Annotated in this window: 20 protein-coding genes; 19 read left to right on the top strand and 1 reads right to left on the bottom strand. The window is 37.8% G+C overall.

Features of this window, described 5'->3' with window-relative positions; translation table 11 throughout:
- Window positions 1-94 precede the first annotated feature (94 nt).
- The 5 genes from A6J31_RS04805 to A6J31_RS04785 all read left to right on the top strand — a co-directional run bounded on the left by A6J31_RS04805 (window position 95) and on the right by A6J31_RS04785 (window position 4,193).
- Window positions 95-1,510 (top strand): Y-family DNA polymerase, encoded by a 1,416-nt coding sequence (locus A6J31_RS04805; protein WP_080610568.1) that lies wholly within the window; start codon window positions 95-97, stop codon window positions 1,508-1,510.
- A complete protein-coding gene (locus A6J31_RS04800) occupies window positions 1,507-1,884 on the top strand; it encodes a hypothetical protein (protein ID WP_037604998.1) in 378 nt (125 codons plus the stop codon). Before A6J31_RS04805 ends, A6J31_RS04800 begins: the two co-directional genes overlap by 4 nt.
- Window positions 1,862-2,143 carry a DUF5960 family protein gene (locus tag A6J31_RS04795; RefSeq protein WP_002891080.1) on the top strand — a complete coding sequence of 94 codons (282 nt, stop codon included), beginning with the start codon at window positions 1,862-1,864 and terminating at the stop codon, window positions 2,141-2,143. Before A6J31_RS04800 ends, A6J31_RS04795 begins: the two co-directional genes overlap by 23 nt.
- A gap of 161 nt (window positions 2,144-2,304) precedes the next feature.
- Complete coding sequence (adhP, locus tag A6J31_RS04790) at window positions 2,305-3,324, top strand: alcohol dehydrogenase AdhP (protein ID WP_014634571.1); 1,020 nt, start codon at window positions 2,305-2,307, stop codon at window positions 3,322-3,324.
- Between the two features lie 284 nt (window positions 3,325-3,608).
- Window positions 3,609-4,193 (top strand): GNAT family N-acetyltransferase, encoded by a 585-nt coding sequence (locus A6J31_RS04785; protein ID WP_080610567.1) that lies wholly within the window; start codon window positions 3,609-3,611, stop codon window positions 4,191-4,193.
- 287 nt (window positions 4,194-4,480) lie between these two features.
- On the opposite strand, the gene guaA is transcribed toward A6J31_RS04785, so the two are convergent.
- Window positions 4,481-6,043 carry a glutamine-hydrolyzing GMP synthase gene (guaA, locus tag A6J31_RS04780; protein WP_014633063.1) on the bottom strand — a complete coding sequence of 521 codons (1,563 nt, stop codon included), beginning with the start codon at window positions 6,041-6,043 and terminating at the stop codon, window positions 4,481-4,483.
- Window positions 6,044-6,207: 164 nt separating this feature from the next.
- On the opposite strand from guaA, the gene A6J31_RS04775 reads away from it, so the two are divergent.
- From A6J31_RS04775 to A6J31_RS04710, 14 genes are all read left to right on the top strand, one after another.
- The gene (locus A6J31_RS04775; protein WP_002883912.1) at window positions 6,208-6,906 is read left to right on the top strand and encodes a GntR family transcriptional regulator; all 699 of its coding nucleotides are present in this window, start codon (window positions 6,208-6,210) and stop codon (window positions 6,904-6,906) included.
- Window positions 6,907-6,971: 65 nt separating this feature from the next.
- Window positions 6,972-7,304 (top strand): putative DNA-binding protein, encoded by a 333-nt coding sequence (locus A6J31_RS04770; RefSeq protein ID WP_002883908.1) that lies wholly within the window; start codon window positions 6,972-6,974, stop codon window positions 7,302-7,304.
- A 32-nt stretch (window positions 7,305-7,336) separates the two neighbouring features.
- Window positions 7,337-8,899: a signal recognition particle protein gene (ffh, locus tag A6J31_RS04765; RefSeq protein ID WP_022496665.1), complete on the top strand. Its 1,563-nt coding sequence runs from the start codon at window positions 7,337-7,339 to the stop codon at window positions 8,897-8,899.
- A 112-nt stretch (window positions 8,900-9,011) separates the two neighbouring features.
- Window positions 9,012-9,539, top strand: a complete 528-nt coding sequence (locus A6J31_RS04760) for an ECF transporter S component (RefSeq protein ID WP_002883896.1) — start codon at window positions 9,012-9,014, stop codon at window positions 9,537-9,539.
- A 22-nt stretch (window positions 9,540-9,561) separates the two neighbouring features.
- Window positions 9,562-10,077 carry a transcription repressor NadR gene (locus A6J31_RS04755; RefSeq protein WP_080610566.1) on the top strand — a complete coding sequence of 172 codons (516 nt, stop codon included), beginning with the start codon at window positions 9,562-9,564 and terminating at the stop codon, window positions 10,075-10,077.
- A 94-nt stretch (window positions 10,078-10,171) separates the two neighbouring features.
- Window positions 10,172-10,861, top strand: a complete 690-nt coding sequence (locus A6J31_RS04750) for an XRE family transcriptional regulator (protein ID WP_013990509.1) — start codon at window positions 10,172-10,174, stop codon at window positions 10,859-10,861.
- A 128-nt stretch (window positions 10,862-10,989) separates the two neighbouring features.
- Entirely contained in the window at window positions 10,990-11,844 is an 855-nt protein-coding gene (gene ylqF / locus A6J31_RS04745; RefSeq protein ID WP_014634567.1) for a ribosome biogenesis GTPase YlqF, read from the top strand.
- On the top strand, window positions 11,831-12,601 hold the full coding sequence (locus A6J31_RS04740) for a ribonuclease HII (protein WP_080610565.1): 771 nt from the start codon (window positions 11,831-11,833) through the stop codon (window positions 12,599-12,601). The genes ylqF and A6J31_RS04740 overlap by 14 nt, the downstream gene beginning before the upstream one ends.
- A gap of 6 nt (window positions 12,602-12,607) precedes the next feature.
- Entirely contained in the window at window positions 12,608-13,528 is a 921-nt protein-coding gene (locus tag A6J31_RS04735) for an ROK family protein (RefSeq protein ID WP_080610564.1), read from the top strand.
- A 66-nt stretch (window positions 13,529-13,594) separates the two neighbouring features.
- On the top strand, window positions 13,595-14,434 hold the full coding sequence (gene dprA, locus A6J31_RS04730) for a DNA-processing protein DprA (protein WP_080610563.1): 840 nt from the start codon (window positions 13,595-13,597) through the stop codon (window positions 14,432-14,434).
- A 167-nt stretch (window positions 14,435-14,601) separates the two neighbouring features.
- Entirely contained in the window at window positions 14,602-16,746 is a 2,145-nt protein-coding gene (topA, locus tag A6J31_RS04725) for a type I DNA topoisomerase (protein ID WP_014633069.1), read from the top strand.
- A gap of 181 nt (window positions 16,747-16,927) precedes the next feature.
- Window positions 16,928-17,602 (top strand): ABC transporter ATP-binding protein, encoded by a 675-nt coding sequence (locus A6J31_RS04720; RefSeq protein WP_080610562.1) that lies wholly within the window; start codon window positions 16,928-16,930, stop codon window positions 17,600-17,602.
- A gap of 4 nt (window positions 17,603-17,606) precedes the next feature.
- Window positions 17,607-18,335, top strand: coding sequence for a lantibiotic ABC transporter permease (locus tag A6J31_RS04715; RefSeq protein ID WP_225791580.1), 729 nt, complete (start codon window positions 17,607-17,609; stop codon window positions 18,333-18,335).
- Between the two features lie 151 nt (window positions 18,336-18,486).
- Entirely contained in the window at window positions 18,487-18,972 is a 486-nt protein-coding gene (locus A6J31_RS04710; RefSeq protein ID WP_225791579.1) for a nisG, read from the top strand.
- The last annotated feature ends 26 nt before the right edge of the window (window positions 18,973-18,998 follow it).

Here is an 18,998-nt window from a genome sequence, read left to right as displayed (position 1 = left end):
AAGGGATGTTGTTATTTTTTTGTGGAAAATACTTGAAATAAAACAAGTTATATTTTATACTAATGTTAGTTTATAAACTAACGAAAGGGTAAGCATGGGATATTTTGATTATTCAAGAGAACCGAAAAGTGATATTGCTTTTGTAGATATGAAATCTTTCTATGCAAGTGTGGAGTGTGTTGAACGTGGACTGCATCCTCTTAAGACTTCTCTATGTGTGATGAGTAGGGCTGAAAATGCTAATGGTTTGATACTAGCCTCTTCTCCCATATTTAAGCAGGTCTTTGGCAAGTCAAATGTTAGTCGTTCTTATGACTTACCTTTTGACATTCATTCTCGTAAGTTTCATTATTATAATGCCAAAAAGCAAGGACTTCCAACGGATAGAGATTTTGTAGATTATATCGAATCTTGGGCCAAAGTTACCTTTATCGTTCCTCCTAGAATGGATCTCTATATAAAAAAGAATATCCAGATTCAACACATTTTCCAGAATTATGCCAGTGTGGAAGACATTCTTCCTTATTCCATTGATGAGGGTTTCATTGATCTCACGTCGTCACTGAATTACTTTATTCCCGATAGGACTGTTACAAGAAAAGATAAGTTAGATATGATTTCAGGGCGTATTCAAAGAGATATTTGGAGGGAGACAGGTATTTACTCGACAGTTGGGATGTCTAATAGCAATCCCTTATTGGCCAAGTTAGCTCTTGATAATGAGGCCAAACATACGGCTACTATGAGAGCCAACTGGTCCTATGAAGATGTCGAGACTAAGGTTTGGAATATTCCCCATATGACCGATTTCTGGGGGATTGGAAAGCGGATGAAGAAGCGTCTAAACAAGTTAGGGATTTTCTCCATTCGAGAACTTGCTAATAGCAATCCTGATACTCTTAAAAAGGAGTTAGGTATTGTGGGCTTAGACCTCTTTTTTCATGCCAACGGTATCGATGAGAGTAATGTTCATAAACCTTATAAACCAAAGTCACATGGCTTAGGGAATTCCCAAATCTTGCCACGAGACTATGAGCGTCAAGCTGATATTGAATTGATTCTAAGAGAGATGGCAGAACAGGTAGCTATTAGGTTAAGACGAGCCCATAAGAAAGCTTGTCAAGTTTCCATCAGCATTGGATTTTCAAAGTTAGAGGGCAAGCGTTCGTTACAAGCACAGATGAAGATTGAACCTGCCAATAATACAAGAGTACTAATAAGCCATGTTATTGAACTCTTTAGGAAGAAATATCAAGGAGGGGCTGTTCGAAGTGTCAGTGTCTCTTATGCAAATTTTGTAGATGAAAGGCTTCAAATTCTTTCTTTATTTGATAATCCAGATGACATTGATAAAGAAGAAAGACTTCAGGCAGCTATAGATAGTATTCGACAGGAATTTGGCTTTACGACCATTCAAAAAGCAACTGCTTTACAGGAAGCATCTAGGAGTCTTGCTCGAAGTAAGCTGATTGGTGGACACTCTGCTGGAGGATTAGATGGCTTAAAATGATAGACCGTAGTTACCTTCCCTTTCAATCAGCTAGGGAACATCAAGATAGGGGAATGATGAAGTGGATGGGCTTTTTCTTATCAGAACACACAAGTTCCCTACATGAAGATAAGACTAAAGAAAATCTTAGGAGTCATTTGGATGATTTAGAGAAGTTTACTTTATTAAACCAGCTTTATTCAGGTCAATTATTGGGAAGCTTCCAGATAAAGGATCAAGGTAGGCGCTGTAGATGTAGTGGCTATGTGGTTGACTTGGATTTTAATCAAGTTACTATAAAATCTTGCAAGCGACATAAATGTATTCGAACAAAGGATATATTAGAAATTAGTTTGGGGGTTGAAAACATAGATGAGGAAGAGAAAAATTTATGATGATAAACTTCAAATTGACTATTTTTCTGATAGCTATTTAAAATTTGAAGAAGACTTTTATCGTTATTCTGCCATGGATATTCCCTTAACCTTTTTGACGGATGATATTATGAGGGAAATGGCTATCAGTCAAAAGAATTATTTTCTATTAAATAAAGAGAATGCCAGAGATGGACGCAATCATTATTTCCATTTTGAAGTCAGCCTAGTTGATTCTAAGACACTTGTGAGACAGTATAGATATCTTGGGAATGATTGAAATATAGCTATATCAGCAGCAGAAATAGTAGCAATTCCACTTGTATAGAGTGTTTTCAAGAAAGTTTTCGCAAGCTAAGAAAAGTTTTATGTAAGCGTTGACATAGTCTCTGTAAGTGCTATAATGAAGGTGTTAAAAGTTATCATATGGAGGTAATTAAGATGAGAGCAGTTGTTGTTAATCAAGCAAGTACAGGTGTTGAAGTTGTTGATCATGAAAAACCAGCAGTAGTTGGTCATGGTCAAGCTTTGGTTAAAGTTGAGTACTGTGGCGTTTGCCATACTGACCTTCATGTAGCTCATGGAGACTTTGGCCAAGTACCCGGTCGTATCTTAGGACACGAAGGAATTGGTATTGTTGAAGAAGTTGGCGAAGGGGTTGAAACACTTAAAAAAGGTGACCGCGTATCAATCGCTTGGTTCTTCGAAGGATGTGGCCACTGTGAATATTGTACAACTGGTCGTGAAACACTCTGTCGTTCTGTAAAAAATGCTGGTTATAGTGTTGATGGTGGTATGAGTGACTATGCTTTGGTTACTGCTGACTATGCTGTGAAAGTTCCAGAAGGACTTAATCCAGCTCAAGCTTCATCTATTACTTGTGCGGGAGTTACAACATATAAAGCTATTAAAGAAGCTAAAGTTGAACCTGGTCAATGGGTAGCTATTTATGGTGCTGGAGGACTAGGTAACTTGGCTATTCAATATGCTAAGAAGGTTTTCAATGCACGAGTAGTGGCTGTTGATATCAACCAAGATAAACTTGATTTGGCTAAAGAATCTGGCGCTGATTTAGTGGTGAACGGTAAAGAAGTTGAAGATGTAGCAGGCTATATCCAAGAAAAAACTGGTGGTACACACAGTGCTGTTGTAACAGCGGTTTCTAAGGTTGCTTTCAACCAGGCTATCGATAGTGTACGTGCTGGTGGAACAGTCGTTGCGGTTGGTCTCCCATCAGAATATATGGATCTCTCAATTGTCAAAACAGTTCTAGATGGTATCCGTGTTGTTGGATCTCTTGTAGGTACACGTAAGGACTTGGAAGAAGCCTTTGACTTCGGTGCACAAGGCTTGGTAGTACCGGTTGTTGAAACTGTTCCTGTTGATACAGCAGTAGAAGTCTTTGATCAAATGGAAAAAGGTGAAATTCAAGGACGTAAAGTATTGGATTTCACTAAGTAAGCAAACACCTATCTATGCTATCCTGACTATGTGAAGAGTCTAGTGGTGTAAACTTGAACTGATACTAGAAAGTTAGACAAATAATTTAAGTGAAGGATTTAGTTCTCTACTATATAGGACTAGGTCCTTTTAGTTTTACCTTAATTCGTTTGTTGTTGTAATATGTACTGTCCTCAAAAAGATAGACAAAATTTTAGTCATTTGAAAAGTAGTAAAAAAGTTATATAATGATTTCGTAAATAAAGAAGTTAAAGAATATTATCATTTATAACAAGGAGTATGAAGTGGATTCTACCAACTTGGACTCGGAACTATTCATAGAGTTTAAATCACGTGGGAAACGATGCCAACTTTTATATATATCCGATAGCCATAGTGAAGGGTTATATGAGATTGTTTCTACTGAACGAGAACGTCTTGCTATGTGGCTTCCTTGGGTGGAAGATATGAAAAGTGTTGAAAATGAAAGAGCGTTTATAAAGTATGCACGTGAAAAAATGGAGCATAATGAGTTATTTATGTTAACAATTTGCGTCAATCAGAAACCAGTAGGGATGATAGATATACATAATATTGATTTACAAAAACATCAAGCTGAAATTGGATATTGGATATCAGAAAAATATGAAAATCAAGGTTTTGTAAAGCAGGGATTAAAAGAATTAATAAAAATCATTCCATCCAAATTTAAAATTGATAAGATTTTGATTTATATAGATGTTGATAATGTTAAAAGTAAGTTTATACCAATCAGTTTAGGTTTTAAAAAGGAAAGAGAAATTTCCCAATTCGAGTTCTATAATGGATCCTATCATGATTTTGAAATTTATGGGCTAAATGTCAATGAAAGCAATATAGCAAATGGTTAAAGTGAAAATTTTACAAATAAATAACAATCTGAGTATTTTAATTTTCCCCATTATCTAAGTATGTTGTAAGAGTTAATACTGAACATCAGAAAATGAAAAATTTTTCTGACTCCATAACATTGCTTATTGGTTTATTTTTGTAATTAAGATATAAAAAATCCCCACCAGAAAGAAATTCTGGTGGGGTATTTGGTAGGGAACCAAATATAATTAATTAGATTTTAGCGTTTTAAAACAATTCAAAATGCTGTTAAATCAATCAAGTCACTTTAAATTAGGTTTATATTTTATTCCCACTCTACAGTTGCAGGTGGTTTACTTGTAATATCGTAGACGATACGGTTAACGTGGTCAACTTCGTTAACGATACGTACAGAAATCTTTTGAAGAACTTCCCATGGAAGTTTCGCAAAGTCAGCTGTCATACCGTCAATTGAAGTGATAGCACGGATAGCGATTGTGTAGTCATAAGTACGGCCATCACCCATAACACCAACAGAGCGAACGCCTGTGTTAACAGTGAAGTATTGCCATACATCACGATCAAGACCAGCTTTGGCAATTTCTTCACGAAGGATAGCATCAGACTCACGAACAGTTTCAAGTTTCTCTTCAGTGATTTCACCCATAACACGGATGGCAAGTCCTGGTCCTGGGAAAGGTTGACGCCAAACGACTTCATCAGGCATTCCCATTTCAGTACCAAGGGCACGAACTTCATCTTTGAAGAGGGTGTTGAGTGGTTCAATCAATTCGAACTGCATGTCTTCTGGAAGACCACCAACATTGTGGTGAGATTTGATTGTTTGAGCTGTCTCAGTACCTGATTCAATAATATCAGTGTAGAGTGTTCCTTGAGCTAGGAAGTCTACACCTTTAAGTTTGCTTGCTTCGTCATCAAAGACGTAAACAAACTCGTTACCTATGATTTTACGTTTTTTCTCAGGATCGTCAACACCAGCCAAGAGATCTAGGAAGCGTTTAGAAGCATCAACACGGATAATGTTAAGGCCAAATTTACCTCCAAGCATCTCCATAACTTGGTCACCTTCACCTTTACGGAGAAGACCGTGGTCAACGAAGATACATGTCAATTGATCTCCGATAGCTTTTTGCAAAAGGACACCAACAACAGATGAATCAACCCCACCTGAGAGGCCAAGAAGGACTTTACGGTCACCAACTGTTTCACGGATTTGTGCAATTTGCATATCTACGAAGTTAGCCATTGACCAGTCACCTTTGGCACCACAAATACCGAAAGCGAAGTTTTTCAAGATATCGTTACCATATACAGAGTGACGAACTTCTGGGTGGAATTGGATACCGTAGAAGTTTTTCTCAGTATTTTCCATTGCGGCGAATGGGCAATCTACTGAGTCACCAACAAGATGGAAACCTTCTGGAATTTCTGTAACAGCATCACCGTGGCTCATAAGAACGACTTGTTCTTCAGGAGTTCCTGCAAAGAGTTCTGATTGGGCACGAAGGCGAAGTGTTGATTGGCCATACTCACGGTTACCAGCTTCACCAGCAGGAACAACTTTACCACCAAGTTTGTGGGTCAACAGTTGCATTCCATAACAGATTCCAAGAATTGGAATACCAAGTTCAAAAATTTCTTCGTCAATACCAAAGGCATCTTCGGCATAAACAGAGTTAGGACCACCTGAAAGTACGATACCGATAGGATTGATGGCACGGACTTCATCAGCGGTAATTTTATGGCTTTTCAATTCAGAGAAAACGCCAAATTCACGAATACGGCGTGCAATCAGCTGATTGTATTGGCTACCATAGTCTAGAACAATGATTTTCTGCACATCATTCAAAGTAGAAATGTCAGTCATTATTACCCTTTCTTTTTACGTCACACATGGACTCTTATGCAATCATTGTATCACAATTTTAAGGACTTAGCACCTAGATTTATACGATAAACTGTAAGTCTTGTCGTCACCTTTACAATTCTATTAGTTTTTTTGTAAAATAGGGGTAAAGAAGGGGGTATTAGATGCTACCAGCATATATTCGCATACATGATAAGATTAAGGCAGATGTTGATGACGGCACTTGGAAAATAGGGCAACGTCTCCCTAGCGAGCGGGATCTTTGCGACACTTTTGATGTGAGCCGTATGACTGTGCGTCAGGCCATAACACTTTTAGTGGATGAGGGGATTTTAGAGCGTAAACCAGGTAGTGGTACTTTTGTGGCCAGCAGTCGAGTTAAGGAAAAGATGCGTGGAACCACGAGTTTCACAGAGATTGTTAAATCTCAAGGCAAGAAACCGTCTAGTGAGCTTATTTCATATAAACGTGTGCATCCCAATGAATTTGAAATCAAGAATTTAGGTGTCTTACCACAGTCCTATGTGATTCGTATGGAACGTGTTCGCTTTGCGGATGATCTTCCAGTTGCCTATGAGATTGCCAGTATCCCTGAAAAAATTATCCGAGGTTTTAAGGAGTCAGAAATTACGGAACATTTCTTCAAGACACTGACCGATAATGGCTATGAAATAGGGAAGAGTCAGCAGACCATATCAGCTAGTTTGGCCAATAGTAGTTTAGCCAAGCACCTCAAGGTTAAGACTGGTGATGCTCTCTTGAGTCTGACACAAATTTCCTTCCTCCAAGACGGTCAGGCTTTCGAATATGTACGAAGCTACTATGTTGGTGACCGTTTTGAATTTTATTTGGAGAACAATTAGAAGTCACTGCTTTTTTCTGCACAAGAATCGTGCTAACACCATGATTTTATGGTAAAATGGAGCTTATGGAAATTGAAAAAACCAATCGCATGAATGCCCTTTTTGAGTTCTATGCTGCACTTTTGACAGATAAGCAGATGAACTATATTGAGCTCTATTATGCGGATGATTACAGTTTGGCAGAAATTGCCGAGGAATTTGGTGTAAGTCGTCAGGCAGTATATGATAACATCAAGCGTACTGAGAAGATTTTAGAAGCTTACGAGATGAAATTACATATGTATTCAGATTACATCGTTCGTAGCCAAATTTTTGATGATATCATGGAAAAATATCCAGACGATAGCTATCTTCAGGAACAAATTGCTGTGCTCAGCAGCATTGATAATAGAGATTAGATTCAAGCAGAAAGTAAGAGAGGAAATGATATATGGCTTTTGAAAGCTTAACGGAACGCTTGCAAGGCGTTTTCAAAAATTTAAGACGTAAAGGAAAACTTTCAGAGAAAGAAGTTCAAGAAGTCACTAAAGAGATTCGTTTGGCACTTCTTGAAGCAGACGTAGCGCTACCAGTCGTTAAGACATTTATTAAACGTGTTCGTGAACGTGCTGTAGGTCACGAAATCATTGATACTCTTGATGCTTCACAACAAATTATCAAGATTGTTAATGAAGAATTGACAGAGATTCTTGGGTCTGAAACATCTGAAATTGAGAAATCTCCAAAGATTCCAACAATCATTATGATGGTTGGTCTCCAAGGGGCTGGTAAGACAACCTTTGCTGGTAAATTGGCTAATAAGTTGATTAAGGAACAAGAAGCCCGTCCAATGATGATTGCTGCGGACATCTATCGTCCAGCAGCCATTGATCAGCTGAAGACTTTGGGGCAACAAATCAATGTTCCTGTTTTTGATATGGGAACAGAGACACCAGCAGTTGAGATTGTCAAAAATGGTTTGGAACAAGCGCGTGCCAATAAGAATGACTATGTCTTGATTGATACGGCTGGTCGTTTGCAGATTGACGAGACTCTCATGCAAGAGTTGCATGATATTAAGGAGTTTGCTCATCCAAACGAAATTCTCTTGGTTGTGGATAGCATGATTGGTCAGGAAGCTGCTAACGTTGCCAAGGAGTTCAACGAACAGCTAGATATCACTGGTGTTGTTCTTACAAAAATTGATGGGGACACACGTGGTGGTGCGGCTCTCTCTATTCGTGAGATTACCGGCAAGCCAATCAAATTTACGGGTACTGGTGAGAAAATTACGGATATCGAGACTTTCCACCCAGACCGTATGTCAAGCCGTATTTTGGGTATGGGTGACCTTCTTACCCTTATCGAAAAAGCTTCTCAAGAGTACGATGAGAAAAAATCTCTTGAGTTGGCTGAAAAGATGCGTGAAAACACCTTTGACTTCAATGACTTCATTGACCAATTAGACCAAGTGCAAAATATGGGTCCTATGGAGGATTTGCTTAAGATGTTGCCAGGTATGGCTAACAATCCAGCCTTGGCTAATGTTAAAGTAGATGAGAAACAAATTGCGCGCAAACGTGCCATCGTATCATCTATGACACCTGAAGAACGTGAAAATCCAGATCTTTTGACACCAAGTCGTCGTCGCCGTATTGCCAATGGTTCAGGGAATACCTTCATCGAAGTAAACAAGTTTATTAAAGACTTCAACCAAGCCAAACAAATGATGCAAGGTGTTATGTCTGGTGATATGGAGCAAATGATGCGTCAAATGGGTCTTAACCCAAATAATCTGCCAAAAAACATGCCAAATATGCCTGATATGGGTAATATGGATATGTCTGCTCTCGAAGGCATGATGGGTGGCGCTGGTATGCCAGATCTTGGAAATATGGATCTTAGCCAAATGCTTGGTGGTGGCCTTAAAGGTAAGGTTGGTTCATTTGCCATGAAACATGCGATGAAGCGTCAAGCTAATAAGATGAAAAAAGCTAAGAAAAAACGTAAATAAGAAACATAGAACGCTAGGGCACTTTGCTCTAGTGTTTTTTTCTGAAAAACATTGACTTATATAACTATACACTGTAATATACTAATGTATATACAATAAAAAGGAGTAGATTATGAAACCGAAAAAGAGAATTCAAGAAATGACCTTTGCAGCTTTATTAACTGCAATTGCTATCCTTATCCCAAGTATCATGCCAATTAAACTAATCATCCCACCGGCTTCGTATACTTTGGGGAGTCATGTTCCAATATTTCTAGCTATGTTTATATCTCCCTGGGTAACTGCTTTTGTTATCTTAGCTTCTAGTTTGGGATACTTTATGGCTGGCTATCCGATTGTGGTTGTTTTTAGAGCCTTTTCTCATATTATATTTGGCTTTTTAGGCGCACTCTATTTGAAAAAATTTCCACAAACGATAGAAAACCATAAATCATCATTACTTTTCAATTTTGTTTTAGGGCTTATCCATGCTATAGGTGAAGTGCTTGCTTGTGTGATTTTTTATTCTGTAACAGGAGAGGATTTCCAAAAACTGTTCTACGTTCTCTTTGTTTTAGTTGGTTTTGGCACTATTGTCCATAGTATGATAGACTATGTTATAGCATTAACGATTTTCAAAAGTATTCGAAAAATACGCTAGTTGAAAGAGGGATGGTTGGTCTATGGCTTCAAATCGAAAACAAGAATTATTGGCACTCTTAAAGGGAGCTAAAGAGGCAATGAATGGACAGAGTTTGGCGGAGCACTTTGGTGTGACACGTCAAATCATTGTTCAAGATATTGCACTCTTACGTGCAGATGGTGCCCAGATTATTTCAACTAATAGAGGATATATCTATAAAAGTAGCGATGACAATTCTTATGTACATCGACTATTTAAGGTGAATCATAAAGTGTCCGATATGGAGGATGAGCTTTTGGCTATTGTTGATAATGGAGGCCGTATTCAAAATATCATGATAGATCATCCAGTTTATGGAGAAATTCAGACTTTGTTGAAATTGACTTGTCGTCGAGATGTTAGTCATTTTTTAGACCAAGCCTCGTCAAATGACTTTCACCCCTTATCTGATTTGACAAACGGTGTTCATTATCATCTTGTCGAAGCAGATAGTGAGCAAGATATAGATTATATTGAAGAGGCGCTTAACCATCTAGGATTTTTAGTTAAAGAATGAGATAAAAGAGAAATGTAAAAGTAGTTAGTTTCACTTGAAAACAACTGCTTTTTTTGATAAACTTATGTTAGTTTATTAACTTACGGAGGTTGCCATGTTTTCAGGACAAAGACTTAAGGAAATTCGAGAAGCACAAGGAATGAGCCAAGCATCAGTAGCTAAGCATCTAGGAATTTCACGCTCCTCTTATTTTAATTGGGAAAATGGTAAGACGAAACCTAATCAAAAGAACCTTTCGGTTTTGGCCGAACTTTTTGGTGTAGCTGAGACCTATTTTCTTTCTGAACATGAGATTGTAGAAGTTTACTTGGAATTAAATGAGGAAAATCGCCAAGAAGCTTTGCGACTCACTAAGGCTCTCCTAGAAGAGCAAGAAGCAGAAAAGCAAAAAGCACCTGTTGTTCCGCTTTACTCATACAAAGTTTTCGAGCGTTTATCAGCCGGAACTGGTTACACTTACTTTGGTGATGGCAATTATGATGAAGTTTTTTATGATGAAGAATTAGATCATGACTTTGCATCATGGGTATTTGGAGACTCTATGGAACCTACCTATCTGAATGGTGAAGTAGTGCTAATCAAACAAACAGGTTTTGATTATGATGGAGCTGTTTATGCTGTAGACTGGGATGGGCAAACCTATATTAAAAAGGTTTATCGAGAGGAAGATGGGCTACGTTTAGTTTCTCTCAATAAACGTTATGGTGATAAGTTCGCACCCTATGACGAAGATCCGCGAATTATTGGTAAAATTGTCGGTAACTTTATGCCTGTTGAGGCTTAGTCAACTTTTATCGATTGGGCATCTTAAACGAAATCTGATATAATATAAGTAAAGTAAAGCCAAGTCTTTGGCTTTTTTTAAAGAGTTTAAATCATATTTTACTAAGAAAATAAAGAGGAGAGATAAACATGGCTACTATTCAATGGTTTCCTGGTCACATGTCAAAAGCTCGTCGACAAGTTCAGGAGAATCTTAAGCATGTTGATTTTGTAACAATTTTAGTGGATGCACGTTTGCCACTGTCAAGTCAAAATCCCATGCTAACTAAAATTGTTGGCGATAAACCAAAGCTTTTAATTCTCAATAAGGCTGACCTTGCTGATAGTAATCGTACAAAAGAGTGGCGTAGCTATTTTGAGAGTCAAGGGATTAAAACCTTGGCCATCAATTCCAAGGAACAATCTACAGTTAAATTGGTGACAGATGCTGCTAAGAGTCTTATGGCTGACAAGATTCAACGACTACGTGAACGCGGTATTCAGAAAGAGACCTTGCGAACCATGATTATTGGGATTCCAAATGCGGGGAAATCTACCTTGATGAATCGTTTAGCTGGTAAAAAAATTGCCGTTGTAGGAAATAAACCTGGTGTGACAAAAGGTCAACAGTGGTTGAAGTCAAATAAGGATTTGGAAATTCTGGATACTCCGGGGATTTTGTGGCCTAAGTTTGAAGATGAATTGGTCGGTTTGAAACTTGCTTTGACCGGTGCCATCAAGGACCAGCTATTGCCAATGGATGAAGTTACGATTTTTGGCCTTAACTATTTTAAGACTTACTATCCTGAACGTTTAGAGGAACGCTTTAAAGGGATTGACCTTGAAGAAGAGGCACCAGAAATCATTATGGAAATGACTCGAAAACTTGGCTTCCGTGAAGATTATGACCGTTTCTATAATCTATTTGTCAAAGAAGTTCGTGATGGAAAACTAGGACGTTACACACTTGATATTGTTGGGGTCGATACTGATGGCGACAATTAAAGAAGTCAAAGAGCAATTGGCCACTTTGACAGACCTTGACGATCATCGATGGGCAAGTTTTGAGGAAGACAGTCGAGCTGGTGTACAGACTGCCATTAAGCAACGCCGTAAAGCTATCCTAGCTGAGATTGCTGAGGAAGAACGCTTAGAGATGATGCTCAGTTATGAAAAATCGCTTTATGCTCAGGGAGTTGAACTCATTGCAGGTGTTGATGAAGTTGGACGTGGCCCTTTGGCTGGGCCAGTGGTAGCTGCAGCGGTTATTTTACCAAAGCTTTGCAAAATAAAAGGTCTTAATGATAGTAAAAAAATACCAAAATCAAAACATGAAGCTATTTATAAGCAGGTCATGAAGGAAGCGGTAGCTGTCGGGATTGGTATAAAGGACAATCATGTGATTGACGATGTTAATATTTATGAAGCAACCAAGCTTGCTATGGCTGAAGCTATTGAAAAACTTAGTCCCAAACCAGAACATTTGTTAATTGATGCCATGACTTTGGACTTACCAATAGGACAAACATCAATTATAAAAGGGGATGCTAATTCTTTATCAATTGCGGCAGCATCTATCGTAGCAAAGGTAACCCGGGATAAGATGATGGCTGATTATGATCAGGAGTTTCCTGGTTACGCATTTGCCAAAAATGTAGGCTATGGTACTAAGGATCATCTGTCTGGCATAGATAACTTTGGTGTTACTCCAATTCATAGAAGAAGCTTTGAACCCATAAAGTCAATAATAAAAAGTAGGTGAAGTGGCGTGATTTTAGCTATTGATATTGGAGGAACCTTTATCAAGTTTGGGTTAGTTGATGATGATTTTAAGATAAGCAATCAATCTAAAGTTCCAACACCACCAACGTTAGACGACTTTTGGTTGACTTTAGAGCATATTGTCTCGTCTCACAAGGATATCATTTCTGGGATTGCCATTGCGTGCCCAGGAGAAATAAATAGTAAACGTGGCTTCATTTTCAAGGGAGGTCTTATCCCATATTTAACGGCTAGTCCTCTTGGGTCACGATTGACTAAAACATTTCAACTGCCTGTAAAGGTTATCAATGATGCTGATGCGGCAGCTTTGGCTGAAGCCAGATATGGAAGTCTACAAGATTTAGATTGTGGGGCAGCCTTGGTTTTAGGTACGGGTGTTGGTTTAGGACTTGTCTCACAGGAGGTCTTGTTATCACCTCTGTCAGTCACCCAATATCTGCGAGCTCCAAGTCCCCAAAGCATGAGTCAAACCTCTCTACCTTTCCAGTGGGAATTGTTTATGCATGGCTTAGTAAGTCTTGTCGATAATAAGGGGTCTGCAGTAGGCTTTGTTCATGAAGCCAGTCAATTACTTGGGTTAGATCAAGACGATGGTCCAGCCGTATTCTCAGCTATAGAGGGAAATCAATCGGAAGAGCTAAATCTTTTATTTAAAGACTATTGTCATGAAATTGCTGTTCTTGTGCTAAATTTGCAGAGCTTCTTTAGGCTGGAGAAAGTTGTTATCGGTGGTGGTATCAGTAGGCAAGGTACTTTAATAGAAGGAATAAGTGATGCCTATGAGGAGTTATTTAAGGATAAGCCTGAATTAGGTTTTAAGCCCATAACTATTCAAGCCTGTCATTTCCATAACGATAGTAACCTACTAGGAGCCGCGTCTTATTTTGCCTCTGAAAATGATTTATAATCACGGAAAGTTCCATAATGGAGCTTTTTTCTTTTCTGTTACGAATAATGAAAAGGAGGTATTTATATGAATAATTTTGAACTTTTTAAACTTAAAGCCGCTGGGTTGACGAATTTGAATATCTTAAATATTTTGGACTATCAAAAGACTCAAGATAGAAAATTGAGTTTACGTGATATGGCAGTGGTATCCAAGTCTAAAAATGCCGTTCTTTTTATGGAAAAGTATAAGAGTTTAGATATTAAGCAACTCAAAGAACAGTTTGAACGTTTTCCTACGTTATCGATTTTTGATAATGAATATCCCATTGAGCTGAAGCATACCTATAATCCTCCTGTCCTCCTTTATTATCAGGGGAATCTTGACTTGCTGAGTAAACCAAAGCTAGCTGTTGTTGGGGCAAGAAAGTGTTCTGAAACAGGCAAACAGTCCGTTCGAAAAATTGTTAGTGAACTTGGGAATCACTTTACTATTGTGAGTGGATTGGCGCGTGGGATTGATACTTGTGCGCATATGGAGGCCTTGAAAAATAAGGGGAACACCATTGCAGTTATCGGGACCGGACTTGATGTTTATTATCCTAAAGAAAATAAAGCTTTGCAGGACTATATGGCCAAAAATCATTTAGTTCTTACAGAATATGGACCGGGTGAACAGCCTCTCAAGTACCACTTTCCTGAACGCAATCGGATTATTTCTGGATTGTGTCAAGGAGTTATGGTCGTAGAAGCAAAACTTCGCTCAGGAAGTCTGATTACTTGTGAGCGTGCCATGGAAGAAGGTAGAGATGTTTTTGCTATTCCAGGAAATATTTTAGATGGAAAATCAGACGGATGCCATCACTTAATTCAAGAGGGCGCAAAGTGCATTACGACAGGGTTTGACATCCTTTCAGAGTTTTCTTAAAAATCAAAGTTCTCCTATAGAGAAAAAGTTTTTAATTGACAGTTAAAGAAAAGGAAGGTATCATGTTAGTTGCTCGGTCCAAGATGTTTCATTTTTTAATGTCTTGTGACTAGATTTTAGACAGATGAGTGGCGCAGCCAGTTTATAACATTATAAGGAAATAGTCTATGGCGACAGCAACGACAACAAAAACGAAAACTAAAACAACAAAGAAAACGACAGCCAAAAAGGCGACTAAAAAGAGAGCGACACCAAAGAAAAATTTGGTCATCGTGGAGTCTCCTGCTAAAGCGAAAACGATTGAGAAGTATCTTGGCCGCAATTATAAAGTTGTAGCCTCTGTTGGGCATATCCGTGATTTGAAAAAATCAAGTATGTCGATTGATTTTGAAAACAACTACGAACCTCAGTACATTAATATTCGAGGTAAGGGACCTCTTATCAATGAATTGAAGAAAGAAGCTAAAAAAGCCAAGCAAGTCTTTCTCGCAAGTGACCCGGACCGTGAAGGGGAAGCCATTTCATGGCATTTGTCACATATTCTTGGATTAGAGCCAGATGATAAGAATCGTGTCGTTTTTAACGAAATCACTAAAGATGCGGTAAAAAATGCCTTTGTAGAGCCACGCGCCATTGACATGGACTTGGTAGATGCCCAACAAGCTCGTCGTGTCTTGGACCGTATTGTGGGTTACTCTATTTCACCGCTTCTATGGAAGAAGGTTAAGAAAGGTCTTTCTGCAGGTCGTGTACAATCAGTAGCGCTTAAGCTTATTATTGACCGTGAAAATGAAATTAAGGCCTTTAAACCAGAAGAATACTGGACTATTGATGGTGCTTTTAAGAAGGGTGCTAAGAAGTTTCAGGCTAGCTTCTATGGCTTGGATGGTAAAAAGCTTAAGCTCAACAATAATGACGATGTTCAAGCCGTTCTCTCTCGTATCACAAGTGATGACTTTAACGTTGATAAAGTGGAGAAAAAAGAACGTCGTCGTAATGCGCCATTGCCATATACAACTTCATCTCTCCAACAGGATGCTGCAAATAAGATTAACTTCCGTACACGTAAGACCATGATGGTTGCCCAACAGTTGTATGAAGGGATTAATCTTGGTTCAGGCGCTCAAGGTTTGATTACCTATATGCGTACAGACTCAACACGTATCAGTCCAGTTGCACAAAACCAGGCTGCTGAATTTATTACAGAACGCTTTGGTTCTAAGTATTCAAAACATGGCAGCAAGGTGAAAAATAGTTCGGGAGCACAAGATGCCCATGAGGCTATTCGTCCGTCAAATGTTTTCCAAACACCAGAAAGCATCGCTAAGTATTTGGATAAGGACCAACTCAAGCTTTATACTCTTATTTGGAATCGTTTTGTAGCGAGTCAAATGACAGCTGCAGTATTTGATACGATGAAGGTGACCTTGTCTCAAAACGGAGTCATTTTCACTGCAAATGGTAGCCAAATCAAGTTCGATGGTTATATGGCCGTTTACAACGATTCTGATAAGAACAAGATGCTTCCTGATATGGCTGAAGGTGATACGGTTAAGAAGGTTGTGACAACGCCTGAACAACACTTCACGCAACCACCTGCCCGCTATTCTGAAGCGACTCTGATTAAGACGCTGGAAGAAAATGGTGTTGGTCGTCCGTCAACTTATGCACCGACACTTGATGTTATTCAACGTCGTTACTACGTCAAATTGGTAGCTAAACGTTTTGAACCAACAGAGCTTGGTGAAATCGTTAATAGCTTAATCGTCGAATTCTTCCCTGACATCGTGGATGTTAAATTCACGGCCGAGATGGAAGGAAAACTCGATAAAGTTGAAATCGGTAAGGAACAATGGCAAAAGGTTATTGATGAATTCTTCAAACCATTCCAAAAAGAATTGGAAAAAGCTGAAGAAGGTATTGAAAAAATCCAAATCAAGGATGAGCCTGCCGGTTTTGATTGTGACCTCTGTGGTCACCCAATGGTCATCAAACTTGGTCGATACGGTAAGTTCTACGCATGTAGTAACTTCCCCGACTGTCACAATACTAAAGCCATTACCAAAGAAATTGGCGTTACTTGTCCAACCTGTGGTAAAGGTCAGGTCATCGAACGTAAGACAAAACGAAATCGTGTCTTTTATGGATGTGATCGCTATCCTGACTGTGAATTTACGTCGTGGGATATCCCTGTTGGACGTAACTGTCCTAAATCAGGCGATTATCTTGTCGAGAAGAAAGTCCGTGGTGGCGGCAAGCAAGTTATCTGTAGCAACGAAGAGTGTGACTACAAAGAATCTATTGTTAAATAAAGAAAGCTATCTCAAGTTAAAACTTGGGATAGTTTTTTTGTATTTTATCAGAAAAACTGAAACTTTCCTTAAATTTGTTTTTTATACTAAGCATGAAAAGAAAGGAGAGTAAGTGATTTTCTGATATTAGATAAATATAAGCTTATATTGAAAACACAACTATTCTAAAAGAGGTGTGCAAATGGAAATAACTGTTAAACAACTTTCAAAATCCTACAAAGATAAGACTATTTTAGACAACATCACATTTACAATTGAATCTGGAACAGTTTCTGGTCTATTAGGAGTAAATGGTGCTGGTAAGTCAACTCTGATGAAAATTCTTTTTGGCTTAGTCCAAAAAAGTAGTGGAGAAATTCGATTTGATGGATCATCCAAAAACAAACATTTATTAGGTGCATTAATCGAAACACCTGCAATTTATCACAATCTTTCGGCTTTTGATAATCTAAAAACAAAAGCGTTGTTATATGATATTCCTGATTCCAAAATTTATGAAACCTTAGAAATAATTGGTCTTTCAAATACTGGAAAGAAAAAAGCCGGTAAATTTTCATTAGGTATGAAGCAACGACTTGGGATTGGTATGGCTATTTTAACTAATCCCCAATTTTTAATTCTAGATGAGCCTACTAATGGACTTGATCCTGACGGTATAAATGAATTGCTAAACCTTATTCGTTCCTTGAAAGCAAAAGGAATGACAATTCTGGTTTCCAGTCATCAACTTATAGAAATTAGTAAGGTTGCTGATCATATTCTTATTCTCGACAAAGGTAAAATTCAATATGATGGTGAAAACAAAAATGTAGATAGTCTTGAGAGACTCTTCTTTAAAATTGTTCATGGGGGTTAGTGATATGCAAAAGATATTCTATTCGGAATTGCTTAAATTACAACATTTAGGAACGACTAAATTCTTAATCATCATACCATTTTTAACCGTTCTTATAGCCTTTTTAATGGGAGGGTTACAGATTTTTGTTCCTTTCTCGGTTTATTGGTGGGAAGCTATCTTTTTATATCTTGTAAATGGTGTTTTGTTTATAGTTGATAGACGTTTAGAAGACCAGGCTGGGCATTTTCAAAATGTTACAAATGTATATTTCACTTGGAAAATTATCTTGATGAAAATGGTGCTTATAGGAATGAGAACATTGATTGCTAGTTTATTCTTACTAGCTTTCCTCAGTCTCGTTGCATTTATTTACACAGATTTTATTCCAATAAATATTCCTAAAACAGCTATTTCCTTAATCTTAATTTGGTTGACAACTTTATGGAACATTCCTTTACTTTATCTGATGTCTAAATACATGAGTCAATTCATCCTATTAGCTCTTAATACATTGGTTTGTCTTTTAATAGCACCCTTTATTGCTCAGAGTCCACTCTGGTTTGTTTTCCCCTATACCTATCACTATAAAATAGCTCAATTTTTATTAAACCTTAAACCATCCGGGGATATTATTGTAAATACGAATCATACTAGCATTTTTCAGGTGTTACTTACGATGATGCTATCAATAGTAGTGACATTGCTTTTATCTTTTTCACTGCAAAGGAGACAATTAAATGCTAAGGAGTGAGTTACTTAAATTAAAGAATACTTTCGGTCTTTATCTTATTCTCAGTTTTGCTGTCTTAGAGATCATTACAATTCCAATGTATGTGAGCTTCGTTCCTAATGGTTTTTCTCTAACTAATTTAGCCATATTATCTTTTTTATGCTATCCGCTAATGACATCATTTTTGTCAATTTTAGGGATTGAACAAGAAAAATACGCTAATCATTATCAAGAAATATCGAGTTACCCTAAGCAAAGACGTTTATGGTTGGCTAAACTTTTGATAGTAGACCTAACCCTTAGCCTACCTTCTTTATTTAGTTGGCTTATCATAAACCTCCTTCTTATGAATAGTGTGAATGGATTTGTAGTAAGTCTATCAAGTTGGATGTTAATAGTCTTTCTTAATCATTTTCACTACTTTATACAAGTGAGTCTGAACAGTGTTAGTAATATTATTATCTCTATGGTTGAAATTATTTTTATTATTTTTGCTAGTAATAAAGTTTTCTTGTCTACTCATTGGCTTCCTATTGTTTTACCTATCAATAGCCTTATCCTTAATGATTGGAGCCAACTCAATTCCCTACCTTTATGGATTGTTGGGGTGACTTTGTTATTTATTTGTTTTTTGCCAATAAATTCAAAATCTTATTAATAGATTTATCTACTCTACGCCTTGTC

Source organism: Streptococcus sp. FDAARGOS_192, assembly GCF_002073815.2.
GTDB lineage: Bacteria > Bacillota > Bacilli > Lactobacillales > Streptococcaceae > Streptococcus > Streptococcus salivarius_H.
Note: the sequence above shows the minus strand (reverse complement) of the source record. Positions and strands in the feature narration are given on the sequence as shown.

Coding starts and splice junctions, on each gene's coding strand:
- A6J31_RS04760 (WP_002883896.1), top strand. CDS start 9,012: ATGAAACCGAAAAAGAGAATTCAAGAAATGACCTTTGCAGCTTTATTA.
- A6J31_RS04750 (WP_013990509.1), top strand. CDS start 10,172: ATGTTTTCAGGACAAAGACTTAAGGAAATTCGAGAAGCACAAGGAATG.
- A6J31_RS04740 (WP_080610565.1), top strand. CDS start 11,831: ATGGCGACAATTAAAGAAGTCAAAGAGCAATTGGCCACTTTGACAGAC.
- A6J31_RS04795 (WP_002891080.1), top strand. CDS start 1,862: ATGAGGAAGAGAAAAATTTATGATGATAAACTTCAAATTGACTATTTT.
- guaA (WP_014633063.1), bottom strand. CDS start 6,043: ATGACTGACATTTCTACTTTGAATGATGTGCAGAAAATCATTGTTCTA.
- adhP (WP_014634571.1), top strand. CDS start 2,305: ATGAGAGCAGTTGTTGTTAATCAAGCAAGTACAGGTGTTGAAGTTGTT.
- A6J31_RS04755 (WP_080610566.1), top strand. CDS start 9,562: ATGGCTTCAAATCGAAAACAAGAATTATTGGCACTCTTAAAGGGAGCT.
- A6J31_RS04800 (WP_037604998.1), top strand. CDS start 1,507: ATGATAGACCGTAGTTACCTTCCCTTTCAATCAGCTAGGGAACATCAA.
- ylqF (WP_014634567.1), top strand. CDS start 10,990: ATGGCTACTATTCAATGGTTTCCTGGTCACATGTCAAAAGCTCGTCGA.
- topA (WP_014633069.1), top strand. CDS start 14,602: ATGGCGACAGCAACGACAACAAAAACGAAAACTAAAACAACAAAGAAA.
- A6J31_RS04720 (WP_080610562.1), top strand. CDS start 16,928: ATGGAAATAACTGTTAAACAACTTTCAAAATCCTACAAAGATAAGACT.
- A6J31_RS04710 (WP_225791579.1), top strand. CDS start 18,487: ATGACATCATTTTTGTCAATTTTAGGGATTGAACAAGAAAAATACGCT.
- A6J31_RS04775 (WP_002883912.1), top strand. CDS start 6,208: ATGCTACCAGCATATATTCGCATACATGATAAGATTAAGGCAGATGTT.
- dprA (WP_080610563.1), top strand. CDS start 13,595: ATGAATAATTTTGAACTTTTTAAACTTAAAGCCGCTGGGTTGACGAAT.
- A6J31_RS04715 (WP_225791580.1), top strand. CDS start 17,607: ATGCAAAAGATATTCTATTCGGAATTGCTTAAATTACAACATTTAGGA.
- A6J31_RS04805 (WP_080610568.1), top strand. CDS start 95: ATGGGATATTTTGATTATTCAAGAGAACCGAAAAGTGATATTGCTTTT.
- ffh (WP_022496665.1), top strand. CDS start 7,337: ATGGCTTTTGAAAGCTTAACGGAACGCTTGCAAGGCGTTTTCAAAAAT.
- A6J31_RS04770 (WP_002883908.1), top strand. CDS start 6,972: ATGGAAATTGAAAAAACCAATCGCATGAATGCCCTTTTTGAGTTCTAT.